Source organism: Nostoc sp. UIC 10890 (genome assembly GCF_054786515.1).
In genome coordinates, this window is sequence record NZ_JBSGKF010000001.1 from 530,989 (window position 1) to 545,270 (window position 14,282).

Below are 14,282 nucleotides of genomic sequence, written 5' to 3' on the forward strand. Positions count from 1 at the left end.
TCCAGAATTTTGAATAGATTAATCTCGCCAAACTTCATTTACAATATTCCCATCTTTCCCAACTAATTGAATATGCAAAGGCATTTGTCCGGCTGCATGAGTTGAACAACTCAAACAAGGGTCAAAAGCTCTGATTCCCGCTTCAACACGGTTTAACATCCCCTCAGCAATTTCTGAACCGTGAATAAAATGTCGGGCAATTTGCGCGACTGTACGATTCATTGCTAGATTGTTCTGACCTGTGGCAATTACTAAATTTACTTTTTGAAGTAAACCATTCTCATCAACTTGATAATGGTGAAATAATGTCCCACGTGGTGCTTCACTTACACCCACTCCTTCTAATTGATTAATGCCAGCATCAGCACGCAATTTTTTAGACATTAAATCTGGGTCATCTATCATAATTTCTATGCGTTCAATGCAAGCCATAATTTCAATTAATCGAGCATAGTGATAGAAAAATGATGAGGTGACAGTGCCTTTACCTCTATCTCTAAATTCTCTCAATTCTGCATCAGCTAAAGGTGTACCAATATGACTGCAAATATTCAGACGTGCTAGCGGCCCCACCCGATAAATACCACTATCTAAACGACAATGGTCGCTCTGGTCAGGATAACCTAAAGGACGATAATAAGGGGATTTTAAATAAGAATCTGGTTGAACTGCTTCACCAATAAATTCTTGATAATGAGTTGGATCAAGTTTATCAGCAATAATATTTCCAGCGCTATCTACAAAACGAATATGTCCGTCGTAGTTCTCCCACAAACCATCAGAAGTAACTAAACCCATAAATAAGCTAGGAAAATTCCCAAAGGTTTGCACTTCTTTTTGATAATTATTGAGTAAGCCTTTAAATCTACCCAGTGCATCTAATATTGTGGTGCGTGCTTCCGGGATGCGGTTCTGAATATGGATGCGTCCTTCTGGCGATAAGGGTTCACGGACACCACCAGGAACCGCCCATGATGGATGTATCTTTCGCCCACCTAATTGTTCAATAATTTCTTGTCCAAATTGACGTAAGCGGATTCCGCCACGCGCTAGTTCTGGTTCAGCTGCAATTAATCCAAATACATTGCGTTTTTGGGGGTCGCTATCCATCCCTAATAATAAATCTGGGGCGCTGAGGTGGAAGAAACTCAGGGCGTGGGATTGGATAATTTGTCCCAAGTTCATCAAACGGCGCAATTTTTCCGCAGCTTTGGGAATTGTAACAGCAAGGATGCGATCGCCTGCCTTTGCTGATGCTAACAAATGACTCACCGGACAAATCCCACAAATACGCGCCGTAATTCCTGGCATTTCCCAAAGCGGACGACCTTCACAAAACTTTTCAAAACCACGAAATTCTGTGACATGAAAACGAGCATCGCTCACTTGTCCTGTATCGTCCAGATAAATACTGATTTTGGCATGTCCTTCAATTCGTGTAACCGGGTCGATGATTACTTTTTTCATAATGATTTTGCTAACTAGTTGAAGTAGCTTTAAATCTAGGTAATATCAGGTATTTATCTCAAAATCACTAGCTAAAATACGCATCAGTGGCTCTTCTAGCCAAGGCGACCAAAAACCATAGCACACAAGCTTTTCAGTATGTTTTTCTGATAGTTTTCTAGCTCGTTCGATGAAAGGATCGTTTAAGCTAACTGTCCATTTACTCAGTTCAGCATTCTGGATATTGAACATCTCAACTCCAGCTACGTCTGTAAACACAAGCGTCAATTGTTTTTCATCATCAGTCTGAAAATGAACATATAGTGTTCCATTAACTAAAGATATTTCACTAATTTTTCCATCTACTAACTCTAGACTTGCAAATTTTTCAGATAAAATTCTTGGCTCTTTTGAATCTCTTAAATCTTTTGTCATAATTATAGGAATCCGCTTTGATTTATAAACGAATTTGCGTAGACAGGCAATAGGCAATAGGCAACAGTCAAGAAGGCTTCTTAGTTGTACTGAGTTTTTTCAGAAATCAAATATGAATCCTATATATTTTTTCCTCCAATTGCTCTCTATTTAAACAAGCAACTTAATATATTGAGCCGCTTACCCACTACACCAATTGTCATAATTTTTTTTGGCTTCTGGATATTCATCGCAATATTCTTCAAGGGCTGTTTTCACGACTTTCTCTGCTCGTTGATGTGCTATGTCGGCTTGTAATTCCTCAATCGCATCCCAAGCAGCAGCACATTCTTCTGAATGGATGCCTTTCTGATCGCAAATGTCACGAGCTTTTTTAATTTCTTCCTGAAGTTGTTGTTCTAGTAAAATAGTGTGGGGTTGCTGAAGAAAGTTACTATTAGCGAGAATGTCAACGAGGGAAATGATACCCAGTAGTTCGCCCTGAATAACAGGCGCTCTTTGCAAATTATGGTCAGCAAATAATCGCGCTATGTATTCTAAGCCAAGGTCAGGATTGACGACGATACAAGGCTTAGTCATCACTTCATGAACACGCACGCTACAAGGATCTTTACCATAAGCAATCACTTTATAGACAATATCCTTTTCAGTAATCATGCCGTAGGCGTCTTGTTCATGGCGACGATCTACAACCAGCGCTTTCCAGTCCCTTGTTCTTAAGAGTTTGACTGCTTCGGCCACTGTTGCGGAACTACGAATAGTGGCAACATCTTTAGTCATAATGTCAGATGCTTTCAACATAATGCTCTCCAAATTTCTAATAAAGCTAATGCTATACGGGTTTCTTGAAGAATAATTCAGAAATCAGAATCAATCAGTTGTACAAAATAACTTCTGACTCCTGAATTCTGTTTCGATAAAAGCTAAAAATGTGATCTTTCTAGTTGTTGTTGTGATTTATTAGCCATATTTGGCAACCGCATCCATTTAAAAGCAGTAATGTTTAATAATAAACCCACAAAGAATAACAAGACCATCAAGGCTATCTGATACCAAAGAAGTGGCTGGACAAATAAATCTAAAATCACGTGCAGTAAGTTCATAATGCTGTAAAAGACAGTTAAGCCAAAATGCACGATTCGATAACGCTTTGAATCAGTAAAAGCAGTGGCAATAATTGCCAGCATTGGAAGCACAAAAAAGCCCAACATCAACCACATAATTCCAGAAATATCATTGATAGTTGTAGCTTTTTGAGATTCGACAACAGGTAACCCGTGAAAAAGCGGTATTAAATTTAGTTGTGTATGGAACAATGTTCCTAGTAGAAATACTGTCCAAATAGCAATGATTCTTTCCCGATAATTAACTGCCATAACCATAATTGCTTCTAAAATTGTTTTGTAATTCAATACCTTCAACTTAGATAAAGAATTTGAGTAACTTGTGAAGTTAACCAAACTTGATAAATTCACGTCCTTCTAGTTGTGGTTTTTCTCCCTTTAAAAGTGGTTCTAACACTGCTTTAATCCGAGTTGCATCAGGTGGACAACCTGGTAAATAAATATCAACTGGGACTACTGTATGCACTGGTATCACCCGATCTAGTAGGGTTGGTACAATACCAGGCTCATGGGGAATTGTGGCGTGAATATCTGCGGCTTCGATGTAACAACGCTGAAGAACAGGTTCGGCACTACCTAAAGGGTTGCGTAAAGCAGTAACATTACCAGTGACAGCACAATCGCCAAAAGAGACAAGGATGTGCGATCGCTCTCTCACCTTCCGAATGGTTTCCAAGTGCTCCTCATTGGCTACTGCACCTTCAACTAACACCACATCCACCCCTTGAGGATATTCTTTGGTATCAGCGAAGGGACTATAAACTAAATCTACCTGTCCTGCTAAATCAATTAGCCATTCATCCAAATCGAGAAAAGACATGTGACAACCAGAGCAGCCGCCTAGCCAAACCGTTGCTAATTTTAAACGAGCCATTTTCTTTTTTTTTTGAGGGTGATAGGGATGAACTTTGACCTTATAACTCAAGACTTTAGTGCAACTTCTTGCCATTCCTGCACGATATATTGAGGTATTGAAAGATTAATGAAGTGTTGTCTATCTACAGGTATACCAATCAACAAATCTTCAGTTGGTAATTGAGGCAAAACATTCTTGAAGTCATACTGACCGATGGTTGGTGCTGGTGCTTCATCTAGGAAAATATCGGGAGCAGTCAATACTTTACCTGTATCACTAGTAATCTTTAGAGGGAAAGGATGGGCTAGTTCCTGAGAACCAGGAAATCCCACCAACCGGAGACTTATTGAAGATATTTTATTGCTATTAGAATGAACTCGCTTAAACAAGACAACCTGCCAATAATTTCCTAATTCATCATTTAATTTTTGCTGTGAGCGATAAACGATTTCTCCTGGCGCATCTTCTAATTGAATAACAGTAGCAATCACCTGTTGAGATGTGAAAGTTGCTAAACCCAGGTATATATATATTGTTAATATTGCTAGCAATAGGAGCCACCAAAAGATTTTTAAGATGTGGCGTAACATGAGGTTTACCTCGTTGTGCTAATTCATGAACAGTAGCTAAACAAGCCATTGTTGTTTTTCCCGTGCTGTGACTAGGAAATCAAGTTTGGCGCGATTGTGTTTCATTTCTCCGACGCTTGATCCTTTGTCAAAAAGCGCACCTGTAGGGCAAGCATTAATGCATTTCCCACAGGAAGTACAAGTATCTGAGGTTCCCCAAGGCTGATTCAAATCAGTGATTACATGAGAATTTGTCCCCCTACCCGCCATATCCCAAGTGTGCGCTCCTTCAATTTCGTCACAAACACGCACGCAACGAGTGCAAAGAATACAACGGTTGTGGTCAACACCGAAGCGATGGTGAGAAACATCGACTTTGCGATCGGGGAAATGGTAATGCAACCGCACATGATCCATACCCATCTCAATGGCCAAGTCTTGCAATTCGCAATTATCATTAGCTACGCAAACTGAGCAAATGTGATTGCCTTCAGCAAATAGCATTTCTATGATTGTGCGACGATATTTTTGCAAGCGATCGCTATTTGTCTCAACTTCCATACCCTCAGTAACTTTTGTCACACAAGCAGGTTGAAGTTTATTACTACCAGCAATTTCTACTAAACAAAGCCGACAAGCCCCTACATCTTCAACTCCTTCTAGGTGACACAAAGTCGGAATATGAATTCCCGCATCCTGCGCCGCTTGGAGAATAGTCTCCTCCTCACGAGCGCTAATTAATTGTTCATTAATTGTTAAAGTTTTTACAACCATCTCTTATTGATTCCTGGTAACGCTAATGTACTTTCAAATTGCACATTTTTTCCAGTTATTGGTCTTTTATAAATACAAACGAAAAATCACAAATGACCAATGACAAATGACCAATGACTAATGACTAATCAAAGCCAAATACTCATCACGGAAGTAACGTAAGGTACTAAGTACCGGGTTGGGTGCAGACTGACCAAGACCGCACAAGCTAGTATGTTTCACCATGTCACATAGTTCTTCCAACAATTCCAAATCAGCAAAAGATGCCTTACCTTCACTAATCTTTGTCAACAATTTATACAACTGCACCGTCCCCACCCGACAAGGAATGCATTTACCACACGATTCATCCATGCAAAACTCCATGAAGAAGCGGGCGACATCCACCATGTTGGTAGTTTCATCCATGACAATCATCCCACCGGAACCCATCATCGAACCCAGTTGAGTGAGTGATTCATAATCTACTGGACTATCAAAAGCTGCTGCTGGAATACATCCCCCAGAAGGGCCACCAGTTTGGACTGCTTTTACCACACCGCCATCTGGTACGCCACCGCCCATTGCTTCCACAATTTGCCGCAGTGAAGTTCCCATCGGTACTTCTATTAAACCTGTGTTACGGATTTTGCCAGCTAGAGCGAAAACCTTTGTGCCTTTGCTCTTTTGAGTGCCGATATTAGCAAACCATTCAGCACCTTTGCGAATAATGGGTGCAATATTGGCGTAAGTTTCAACGTTATTAATTAAGGTTGGATAGCCCCATAAACCAGACTCAGCAGGATAAGGCGGACGGGGATGAGGAGTACCGCGTTTACCTTCAATAGAAGCCATTAAAGCGGTTTCTTCACCACAGACATAAGCACCAGCACCGATACGAATATCAATTTTAAAATCAAAGTGAGAGTCGAAAATTTGTGTGCCCAAGATACCAAGGCGTTGTGCTTGACGAATGGCAATTTGCAGACGATTAATGGCAATGGGATATTCTGCCCGAATGTAAATGTAGCCTTGGTTTGCGCCGATAGAGTATGCTGCGATCGCCATTCCTTCCAAAACGCGATGAGGATCACTTTCTAGTACACTGCGATCCATGAACGCCCCTGGATCTCCCTCATCAGCATTGCAGATTACAAATTTGCGATCGCTCCGGTCATGGTAGGCATCACTTTTTGCTTTAGCAACTGTTGCCCATTTTAAACCTGTAGGATAACCAGCACCACCACGTCCCCGTAAACCGCTGCGGCTAATAGCATCTACTACTTCACTAGGAGTCATCTCCCGCAAAACATGGTAAAGCGCTTGATAACCGTTGGCAGCAATATAAGATTGAATGCGTTCTGGATCGACTTTGCCACTGTTTTCTAAAACAATCGGCATTTGGGATGTAAAAAATGGATGTGTTAAATCACCCTGTTGGACTGTTGTCTCTCCTCCATTGATAGCGGTGATAATTGATGGTGCATCATCAGGTGTAACTTTCTCATACAATTTGCTATGTGGAGATTGCTTAGAGTCCTCCCCAGTCCCCAGTACCCAATCTCCAGTCCCCAGTTTCTCCACCTGTACTAATGGCCCTTGACAGCACAAACGCATACAGCCAACGCCACGAACTTCTACTTTTTCTGTCAAATTCTCTGCTGTTACAGCCTCTTCTAGACGCTGTTTGACAACTTGGGAATTCGCAGACAGACAACCAGCAGCAACACAACAGCGAATTTGCACAAGTTTCTCTGAAGCACGTTCTTTTTGGGCAATTTCAATTAATTCAGGTAGATCCATCTTGCAACCATCCTTTGATGCGATCAAGGACTGATTCAGCAGTTTGATTGCCTAAAACAGTGCCATCAAATACTACAGCAGGCGCAATTCCACAAGCACCTAAACATCTTGCTGTTAGCAGTGAAATTTGACCATCCGCTGAAGTTTCACCAGCGTGAATATGGACAGACTTTTCTAAATTTGCCAGGATAGCTGGAGCGCCTTTGACGTAACAAGCTGTACCTGTACACACCACACAGGTATGTACACCACTAGGAGCAAGTGAAAACAAATGGTAGAACGTGGCAACACCATAAACTCGACTAGGTGGCAGCTTGAGATTGTGAGCAACGTAAATTAATACCTCGTTTTCTAAATAGCCAAAAATTTCTTGCGCTTTATGCAATATCTCAATGAGTGCATCCTGTTGATACTGATAGCGTTTTATAGTTGCATCCAGCATCTTAAAGCGCTGATCACCGCGAGTTGCTGAGGGTGCTTTTGCCGTGTTGTTAATTTTAACAGCAGATGCTGAATTCATGGTTTGAGCCTCTTGTCTCTTCAGGATATTGCGAGTCTCACAGTTAAGATAATAAAAAAACAATTTGAGAAACTTGTGAGGACAGTTAAGTGAATTTTCGGCGTTGCTGGATGAACGTACAATTAATCACACTCCAGACACAGAGGGAAGATTATATTTCGGGAGTAATATCTAAATTTCCGCTTAGTTATCAATAGTAATAGCTGATAACTAACGATGCATAATACCTAAGTTAGATCCTCACAACTTCCTCAGTTTTTTGAATTAACCTCAACATATAGCCGAAACAGGGTTAGAAAGTGAGGCAGAGGACAGTATTATTTATACTTTCTGCCCTCTGCCTCTTCCTTTGTTTCTTGTTGAGGAGTTATGACCATGCAAAAACGACTTGGAATTCTTACCAGTGGTGGCGACTGTCCTGGACTCAATGCTGTAATTCGGGCAGTTGTAAACCACGCTACTCTTACATATAACTGGGAGGTAGTGGGTATTCCTTATGCGACTAGAGGGCTTTTAGAGAAAAAGGCAATTCCTCTGAGCATACATGGTCTAGACCTACGTGGTATTGACCCCTTGTTAAATATGGGAGGCACAATTCTGGGTAGCATTAACAAAGGAGATACTCTGGCTCATGTTGACGAGATTGTTGCAGGCTATCATGCTTTAGAACTAGCTGCCTTGATTGGTATTGGTGGAGATGGCAGTTTAGCAATTCTCAACGAACTGCAAAGCAAAGGTAACTGGCAGTTCATTGCCATTCCGAAAACAATTGATAATGATGTAGGCAAGACAGAAAGAGTAGTTGGGTTTGATACTGCGGTCAACACAATTGTTGATGCTCTAAATCGTTTGACATTTACAGCAGCTAGTCACGATCGCGTGATGATTGTCGAAGTTATGGGACGGAAAGCAGGTCACTTAGCACTGCACTCTGGCATTGCAGGTGGTGCAGATGTGATTTTGATTCCCGAAATTCCCTACACAATTAAAGGTGTGTGCGAGCATTTGGCAGAATTACGCGATCGCTGGGGACGCAGATTTGCAATTGTAGTCGTGGCGGAAGGTGCTCAAATAGCAGCCGATTCATCTAGCCATCCATCCTGTGAAAAGCCATCCTGTGGTATGGGTCAATATATTGCCGATGAAATTCGCCATTGCAGTAATCATCAAATTGATATTCGGGTTTCTGTTTTAGGACATATCCAACGAGGTGGTATTCCTTCAGCCTTAGACCGTTTGATCGCAACCGCTTTTGGCAAAGCTGCCGTAGATTTATTAGCTAATGGGCAATCTGCACAGATGGTAGCTTGGCAAAATGGACAAGTTGTAGCAGTTCCTTTAGAGGCAGTTTTGGCTTGCAGTCCATGTCTGGTAGATCCCAATAATTTCTTAGTGCAAACTGCGCGATCGCTCAGTACTTATATTGGTAACATTACTCCAGCGATCGTCAAAACATGAAGGTTTTGAAATCCAGGATCGGTAGCTTTTGTTTGTGTATACGAGCCAGTGCGTTGGGCGGCTCCGCCGACTTGAAGCACCTGGCGTGCGGTTTCTAACCGCCCATTTCGCATGAAGTTGACACCTATGTTCTAAGAGTTGCCCCGTCATTCCAGGACGCTTGGCAAAGTACAAGAGACTTCTTGCATAAGTCGGGAAAAGGGGAAAGGTTCTGTATTGTCCCCTTTCCCTTTAACCTTTACCCTTTTCCCCTCTTGCAAAAAGCACTTTTGCAAGAGGTCTAAGCTCCGTCTCAGTCTCTCCCCCTGTCTCGAATGGCACTAAGAAAAGGGAAAATCGTTGAGGCAGCTCTTGTGCAGAGGAGCAAAGGAGCAGGGGAGAAAGAAGAAGGAAGAAGCATACGGACAGAAGCAAGAGAAATTCTCCTCTGTCCCTCTGCACCCCTGCTCCCCTGCAATCCTTACGCCGCCTACCCTTCAGCTTAACTTAGTGCCATTCCCCCCTGTCTCTTTTTCTTTTGACCTCCACCCTCACAAGTTCCTCAAATAATCTTCCTATAACCATAAGTATGAGACGACTATAAACCTCGTGATTAGCTCGACAAAAGGAAGTTTTCCATGCCAGAAGCACTAGTTAATCAACAAACTACTCATCAACTTTCCCAAGATAAAGCTTTAATATTACCTTTAAGCAAAGTTGGAATTGCAGATATACCTCTAGTAGGTGGCAAGAACGCTTCTTTGGGAGAAATGATTCAGCAGCTTGTACCCAAAGGCATTAAAGTTCCTACAGGTTTTGCTACTACAGCTTATGCTTATCACTACTTTATCTCTTCAGCAGGTTTGGAAGTTAAATTGCGGCAATTATTTGCAGATTTAAATGTAGAAGATGTGAACAATCTCCATTTTGTTGGCAAGCAAGTACGGGCTTTAATGCTGCAAACTCCATTTCCATTAGAATTGCAACAAGCAATTACCCAAGCTTATCAAGACCTTGAAGCACAATATGGCACTAATACGGATGTTGCAGTCCGTTCTAGTGCCACATCTGAAGACTTACCTGATGCTAGCTTTGCTGGGCAGCAAGAAACCTACCTCAATGTCCACGGGTTGCAAGCTGTATTAGAAGCCTGCCACAAATGCTTTGCCTCAATCTATACTGACCGCGCTATTTCCTACCGTGAAATTAAAGGCTTTGACCACTTCAACATCGCCCTTTCAGTAGGTGTACAAAAAATGGTGCGTTCTGATTTGGCAACATCTGGAGTGATGTTTTCAATTGATACTGAAACAGGTTTTCAAGATGCCGCACTAATTACCGCTGCCTATGGTTTGGGAGAAAATGTAGTACAAGGTGCAGTCAATCCTGATGAGTATTTAGTATTTAAACCTACCCTAAAGCAGGGATATCGCCCAATTTTAGAAAAGCGCTTGGGTACAAAAGAAATCAAGATGATCTACGACCCTGGCGGATCGAAATTGACCAAAAATATTTCTGTCGCGTCGTGCGATCGCCTAAAATATGCCCTTAGTGATAAAGAAATTTTACAATTAGCCCAAGCTTGCTGCCTTATTGAAGAACATTACTCACAAGTCCGTGGTATCTACACACCAATGGATATTGAATGGGCAAAAGACGGGATTACCAATGAACTTTTTATCGTACAGGCGCGTCCCGAAACAGTACAGTCTCAAAAATCTAAAAATGTTCTCCGCACTTATCAATTACACCAAAAAGGTGAAGTGTTAAGTACAGGGCGGAGTGTGGGTGAGATGATTGGCCAAGGTAAAGCCAAAGTTATTTTGGATGTGCATCAAATTAACCAGTTTCAACCTGGAGAAGTGCTAGTCACAAATCGCACGGATCCCGACTGGGAACCAATTATGAAACGTGCTAGTGCAATTGTCACTAACCAAGGTGGACGTACTTGCCATAGTGCAATTATTGCTAGAGAAATAGGGATTCCGGCAATAGTTGGTTGTGGTAATGCCACTACCGCATTGAAAACAGGACAAGAAATTACCGTTTCTTGTGCAGAAGGTGAAACTGGGAAGGTTTACCAAGGTTTATTGCCCTATAAAGTCACAGAATTAGCATTGGAAAATTTGCCCCATACTCGCACCAAAATTATGATGAATGTGGGCAATCCAGAAGAAGCATTAAGTTATGCCGCTATCCCAAATGATGGAGTGGGATTGGCGCGGATGGAATTTATTATTGCTAATCATATTAAGACACATCCGCTGGCATTAATTCACTTTCATGAATTAGAAGATCAGTTGGCTAAATCCCAGATTGCCGAATTAACTGCCCAATACGAAGATAAAACCGCGTACTTTATCGATAAACTAGCTCAAGGTATTGGCACGATCGCAGCGGCTTTTTATCCAAAACCTGTGATTGTCCGCCTGTCAGACTTCAAGAGTAATGAATATGCTAATCTTTTGGGTGGCAAGCAGTTTGAACCACAAGAAGAAAACCCGATGCTGGGGTGGCGTGGTGCTTCTCGCTACTACGATGAACGCTACCGTGAAGGCTTCGCTTTGGAATGTCTAGCGATGAAAAATGTGCGCGATCGCATGGGTTTAACTAATGTAATTTTAATGGTGCCATTTTGTCGTACTCCCGAAGAAGGTCGGCGCGTGCTATCCGAGATGGCGAAGCATGGTTTGGTGCGGGGAGAAAACAGTTTGCAAGTCTATGTGATGTGTGAGTTACCTAGTAATGTGCAATTGGCAGATGAGTTTTGTGAAATTTTTGATGGGTTCTCAATTGGCTCGAATGACTTGACACAATTGATATTAGGAGTAGATAGAGATTCTGAATTAGTCGCACATTTATTTGATGAGCGCAATGAAGCTGTGAAGCGGATGATTGCCAAAGCCATAGCCACAGTTAAAAAGCACGGACGCAAAATAGGGATTTGTGGACAAGCACCCAGTGACTATCCAGAATTTGCTCAATTTTTGGTTGAACAAGGTATTGATTCTATCAGTCTTAACCCTGACTCTGTACTGAAAACTCTTTTAGAAATAGCAAGTACGGAAAGTCAAGAAGGCAATAAGCATTGAAGACAATACTTGTCGGGTTTTGGGGGAAAGGGAAATTAAAAACCTTTAACCCAAACCCAGTAACCCTTTCCCAAAACCAAACTTTGGGTTCAAAATGCAAAACCCGAGTAGTATTGGCATTGAAGAAGGTAGATGGCTTTTATCAAGAAAGGCAGAAGGCAGAAGGAATAGTGCTTTCCCTCTGCCCGTGACCGGAGCGAACTTGGGTTTAAACCCCCACCACATTGAAAATTTGGTGGCTCCTTTTCAGGAGGGGTTTGAATCCTATAAGTGAAAATAACCTTCTGCTCTCTGCCTCCAGCATAAGTGCCTTCTTCAAGGATCAACCACTTCCTCACAAGTTTTTCACATTTTCTTTTTAGCCTAAAGATAGTGGCAAAAGCATTCTTATTTGCAAAAGGGTTTTATCGCCATTTCTTCAGTAACTTGCTATATCCAGCCCACATTGAAGTGAAAGCTTCAAGGGTAATAATCAAGTTGCAATATCAAGTTTTAAATCACGAATATTCGAGGCAAAGGAATGAAATTACTCTCTATTGCGGAACTCGAAACACTAGCAAAACAACCTAGAGAAGTCTGCGTATCTATTTTTTTACCAACTTATCACGCAGGGGCAGATACACAACAGAATCCCATCCGGTTTAGAAATTTAATTCGAGAAGCTGAAGAATATCTGATTAAACAACATAGTTGGCGCTCTGAAGATGCGAAAAACTTACTTGAACCAGTCAAAGAACTGGATGAGTATGAATTTTGGCAACATCAGAGTGATGGTTTAGCAATCTTCCGCTCCCAGGACTTGTTGCGGTATTACTCTCTACCCATAGATTTTGAAGAATTAGCAATTGTTAGTAACCGTTTTTACCTTAAACCTCTATTCCCTCTCTTTAATAGCGATGGACACTTCTATATTCTTGCTCTCAGCCATAATCTGATTCGGCTATTAGAAGGTACGCACCATCACATTGAAGAAATTGATCTGACTGGTGTATTACCAAGTTTGGAAGAAGTATTGCGGTTTGAGGAGCCAGAACGGCAAACCCCTTCCCATACAGGTACTCCAGGAGCAGTAGGTGGACGACGCGCCGCTCCTGGTGGAGTTACTGTATTTCATGGTCATGGTGCTGGTGATGAGGATGAGAAGGAAAATCTCAGCCTATATTTCCATCGGGTAAATGAGGTATTGCAGGAGTTACTCAAAGAAGAACATGCTCCTTTGGTGCTGGCTGGAGTCGAATATCTCTTGCCAATTTATCGAGAAGCAAATACTTATCCTTATCTCATGGATACTGGTATAATCGGCAATCCAGAACTCCTCTCAGCAGAGGAATTGCACACCCAAGCCTGGGAAATAGTGGAACCTTACTTTTTACAAGCACAACAAGAGGCGATCGCTCAATACAGGGAACTGTTGGGAACTGGAAAAGCCTCCAGCCAAATTACCGAAACTATTCCAGCAGCTTCTCAGGGACGCGTTGACAAGTTAATTGTCGCTCTCAATCAACAGCAGTGGGGTACTTTTGACCCAGACACGCAAACGGTTCAGGTGCATCCCAATGCAGAACCTAACGATGAAGAATTATTAGATTTCGCAGCAACTCAGACTATTTTGAATGGCGGTATTGTCTATGCGGTTGAGTCGGCAGATATGCCAGATAATACACCATTAGCTGCGGTATTTCGCTATTGATGGTTACAAATGTGCTTTGCACTCTTGTGGGAAAAGGGTAAAGGTTAAACCCGGATTCCGCTGGTGCGATCGCAAAAACTCAACGGACATCATTATTTGCCCGTGAGTAAGGTAAGCGAAGCCTCTTAATAAGCATTCCCAGTCTGCGACGACTGGGAACGAGGTCATGCTTCTACTTTATTGAGTGTTCTCTGTATTAACCACCTGCAACAGCTGGGACAATACTTACTTCATCGCCATCTTTAAGAGTTGTGTTTATACCATCTAAATGGCGGATATCTTCGCTATCGACATAAAAATTTACAAACCGACGTAGTTTACCTTGTTCATCGCATAAGCGCGATTTAATCCCAGGAAAGCTTTTTTCTAAGGATTCCAACAATTCCGCAATGGTGCTACCACTGGATTCTAGAGTAGCTTGATTATTGGTAAAACTTTGAAGAGTCGTAGGAACTAAAACTTTTACAGCCATAGAAGTAAAAAGTGAAGAATCAAGAATGAGGAGTCAGGAGCTAGGAATAAGTTAAGAGTAAAGAGTTATGAATAAAAAAACTCAT

Annotated in this window: 15 protein-coding genes; 3 read left to right on the forward strand and 12 right to left on the reverse strand. The window is 41.8% G+C overall.

Going from position 1 to position 14,282, the window contains the following annotated elements; translation table 11 throughout:
- Window positions 1-18: 18 nt before the first annotated feature.
- The 9 genes from ACWATR_RS02250 to hoxE form a co-directional block, all read right to left on the reverse strand.
- Window positions 19-1,467: a Ni/Fe hydrogenase subunit alpha gene (locus ACWATR_RS02250; protein ID WP_460329085.1), complete on the reverse strand. Its 1,449-nt coding sequence runs from the start codon at window positions 1,465-1,467 to the stop codon at window positions 19-21.
- Between the two features lie 45 nt (window positions 1,468-1,512).
- The gene (locus tag ACWATR_RS02255; protein WP_460329088.1) at window positions 1,513-1,881 is read right to left on the reverse strand and encodes an HMG-box domain-containing protein; all 369 of its coding nucleotides are present in this window, start codon (window positions 1,879-1,881) and stop codon (window positions 1,513-1,515) included.
- A 180-nt stretch (window positions 1,882-2,061) separates the two neighbouring features.
- Complete coding sequence (locus ACWATR_RS02260; RefSeq protein ID WP_460329091.1) at window positions 2,062-2,682, reverse strand: CBS domain-containing protein; 621 nt, start codon at window positions 2,680-2,682, stop codon at window positions 2,062-2,064.
- Between the two features lie 122 nt (window positions 2,683-2,804).
- On the reverse strand, window positions 2,805-3,257 hold the full coding sequence (locus ACWATR_RS02265; RefSeq protein WP_460340154.1) for a hypothetical protein: 453 nt from the start codon (window positions 3,255-3,257) through the stop codon (window positions 2,805-2,807).
- Window positions 3,258-3,333: 76 nt separating this feature from the next.
- Window positions 3,334-3,879 carry an NADH-quinone oxidoreductase subunit B family protein gene (locus ACWATR_RS02270; protein WP_460329093.1) on the reverse strand — a complete coding sequence of 182 codons (546 nt, stop codon included), beginning with the start codon at window positions 3,877-3,879 and terminating at the stop codon, window positions 3,334-3,336.
- Window positions 3,880-3,926: 47 nt separating this feature from the next.
- The gene (locus ACWATR_RS02275; RefSeq protein ID WP_460329095.1) at window positions 3,927-4,451 is read right to left on the reverse strand and encodes a DUF3122 domain-containing protein; all 525 of its coding nucleotides are present in this window, start codon (window positions 4,449-4,451) and stop codon (window positions 3,927-3,929) included.
- A gap of 36 nt (window positions 4,452-4,487) precedes the next feature.
- A complete protein-coding gene (gene hoxU / locus ACWATR_RS02280) occupies window positions 4,488-5,204 on the reverse strand; it encodes a bidirectional hydrogenase complex protein HoxU (RefSeq protein ID WP_460329097.1) in 717 nt (238 codons plus the stop codon).
- Between the two features lie 117 nt (window positions 5,205-5,321).
- On the reverse strand, window positions 5,322-6,986 hold the full coding sequence (locus ACWATR_RS02285) for an NADH-ubiquinone oxidoreductase-F iron-sulfur binding region domain-containing protein (protein ID WP_460329098.1): 1,665 nt from the start codon (window positions 6,984-6,986) through the stop codon (window positions 5,322-5,324).
- Window positions 6,973-7,506 carry a bidirectional hydrogenase complex protein HoxE gene (gene hoxE, locus ACWATR_RS02290; RefSeq protein WP_460329101.1) on the reverse strand — a complete coding sequence of 178 codons (534 nt, stop codon included), beginning with the start codon at window positions 7,504-7,506 and terminating at the stop codon, window positions 6,973-6,975. The genes ACWATR_RS02285 and hoxE overlap by 14 nt, the downstream gene beginning before the upstream one ends.
- A gap of 375 nt (window positions 7,507-7,881) precedes the next feature.
- Between hoxE and ACWATR_RS02295 the strand changes: the two genes are divergently transcribed.
- On the forward strand, window positions 7,882-8,964 hold the full coding sequence (locus ACWATR_RS02295) for an ATP-dependent 6-phosphofructokinase (RefSeq protein ID WP_460329104.1): 1,083 nt from the start codon (window positions 7,882-7,884) through the stop codon (window positions 8,962-8,964).
- Here the strand turns inward: ACWATR_RS02295 and ACWATR_RS02300 are convergent.
- Window positions 8,925-9,077, reverse strand: coding sequence for a hypothetical protein (locus tag ACWATR_RS02300; protein ID WP_460329106.1), 153 nt, complete (start codon window positions 9,075-9,077; stop codon window positions 8,925-8,927). The genes ACWATR_RS02295 and ACWATR_RS02300 overlap by 40 nt on opposite strands.
- A 504-nt stretch (window positions 9,078-9,581) precedes the next feature.
- Between ACWATR_RS02300 and ppsA the strand changes: the two genes are divergently transcribed.
- Window positions 9,582-12,035: a phosphoenolpyruvate synthase gene (ppsA, locus tag ACWATR_RS02305; protein WP_460329108.1), complete on the forward strand. Its 2,454-nt coding sequence runs from the start codon at window positions 9,582-9,584 to the stop codon at window positions 12,033-12,035.
- A 520-nt stretch (window positions 12,036-12,555) separates the two neighbouring features.
- A complete protein-coding gene (locus ACWATR_RS02310) occupies window positions 12,556-13,725 on the forward strand; it encodes a baeRF7 domain-containing protein (protein WP_460329111.1) in 1,170 nt (389 codons plus the stop codon).
- Between the two features lie 3 nt (window positions 13,726-13,728).
- Here ACWATR_RS02310 and ACWATR_RS02315 read toward each other — a convergent pair whose 3' ends face one another.
- Together ACWATR_RS02315 and ACWATR_RS02320 are read right to left on the reverse strand one after the other, a co-directional pair.
- On the reverse strand, window positions 13,729-13,893 hold the full coding sequence (locus tag ACWATR_RS02315) for a hypothetical protein (RefSeq protein WP_460329113.1): 165 nt from the start codon (window positions 13,891-13,893) through the stop codon (window positions 13,729-13,731).
- A gap of 28 nt (window positions 13,894-13,921) precedes the next feature.
- Window positions 13,922-14,197 carry a ubiquitin-like small modifier protein 1 gene (locus tag ACWATR_RS02320; protein WP_181929738.1) on the reverse strand — a complete coding sequence of 92 codons (276 nt, stop codon included), beginning with the start codon at window positions 14,195-14,197 and terminating at the stop codon, window positions 13,922-13,924.
- Between the last annotated feature and the right edge of the window lie 85 nt (window positions 14,198-14,282).

What these genes read in the sequence shown, in the direction of transcription:
- ACWATR_RS02310 (WP_460329111.1), top strand. Translation starts at nt 12,556, where the DNA reads ATGAAATTACTCTCTATTGCGGAACTCGAAACACTAGCAAAACAACCT.
- hoxU (WP_460329097.1), bottom strand. Translation starts at nt 5,204, where the DNA reads ATGGTTGTAAAAACTTTAACAATTAATGAACAATTAATTAGCGCTCGT.
- ppsA (WP_460329108.1), top strand. Translation starts at nt 9,582, where the DNA reads ATGCCAGAAGCACTAGTTAATCAACAAACTACTCATCAACTTTCCCAA.
- ACWATR_RS02270 (WP_460329093.1), bottom strand. Translation starts at nt 3,879, where the DNA reads ATGGCTCGTTTAAAATTAGCAACGGTTTGGCTAGGCGGCTGCTCTGGT.
- ACWATR_RS02320 (WP_181929738.1), bottom strand. Translation starts at nt 14,197, where the DNA reads ATGGCTGTAAAAGTTTTAGTTCCTACGACTCTTCAAAGTTTTACCAAT.
- hoxE (WP_460329101.1), bottom strand. Translation starts at nt 7,506, where the DNA reads ATGAATTCAGCATCTGCTGTTAAAATTAACAACACGGCAAAAGCACCC.
- ACWATR_RS02295 (WP_460329104.1), top strand. Translation starts at nt 7,882, where the DNA reads ATGCAAAAACGACTTGGAATTCTTACCAGTGGTGGCGACTGTCCTGGA.
- ACWATR_RS02260 (WP_460329091.1), bottom strand. Translation starts at nt 2,682, where the DNA reads ATGTTGAAAGCATCTGACATTATGACTAAAGATGTTGCCACTATTCGT.
- ACWATR_RS02255 (WP_460329088.1), bottom strand. Translation starts at nt 1,881, where the DNA reads ATGACAAAAGATTTAAGAGATTCAAAAGAGCCAAGAATTTTATCTGAA.
- ACWATR_RS02275 (WP_460329095.1), bottom strand. Translation starts at nt 4,451, where the DNA reads ATGTTACGCCACATCTTAAAAATCTTTTGGTGGCTCCTATTGCTAGCA.
- ACWATR_RS02285 (WP_460329098.1), bottom strand. Translation starts at nt 6,986, where the DNA reads ATGGATCTACCTGAATTAATTGAAATTGCCCAAAAAGAACGTGCTTCA.
- ACWATR_RS02265 (WP_460340154.1), bottom strand. Translation starts at nt 3,257, where the DNA reads ATGGCAGTTAATTATCGGGAAAGAATCATTGCTATTTGGACAGTATTT.
- ACWATR_RS02250 (WP_460329085.1), bottom strand. Translation starts at nt 1,467, where the DNA reads ATGAAAAAAGTAATCATCGACCCGGTTACACGAATTGAAGGACATGCC.
- ACWATR_RS02300 (WP_460329106.1), bottom strand. Translation starts at nt 9,077, where the DNA reads ATGCGAAATGGGCGGTTAGAAACCGCACGCCAGGTGCTTCAAGTCGGC.
- ACWATR_RS02315 (WP_460329113.1), bottom strand. Translation starts at nt 13,893, where the DNA reads ATGACCTCGTTCCCAGTCGTCGCAGACTGGGAATGCTTATTAAGAGGC.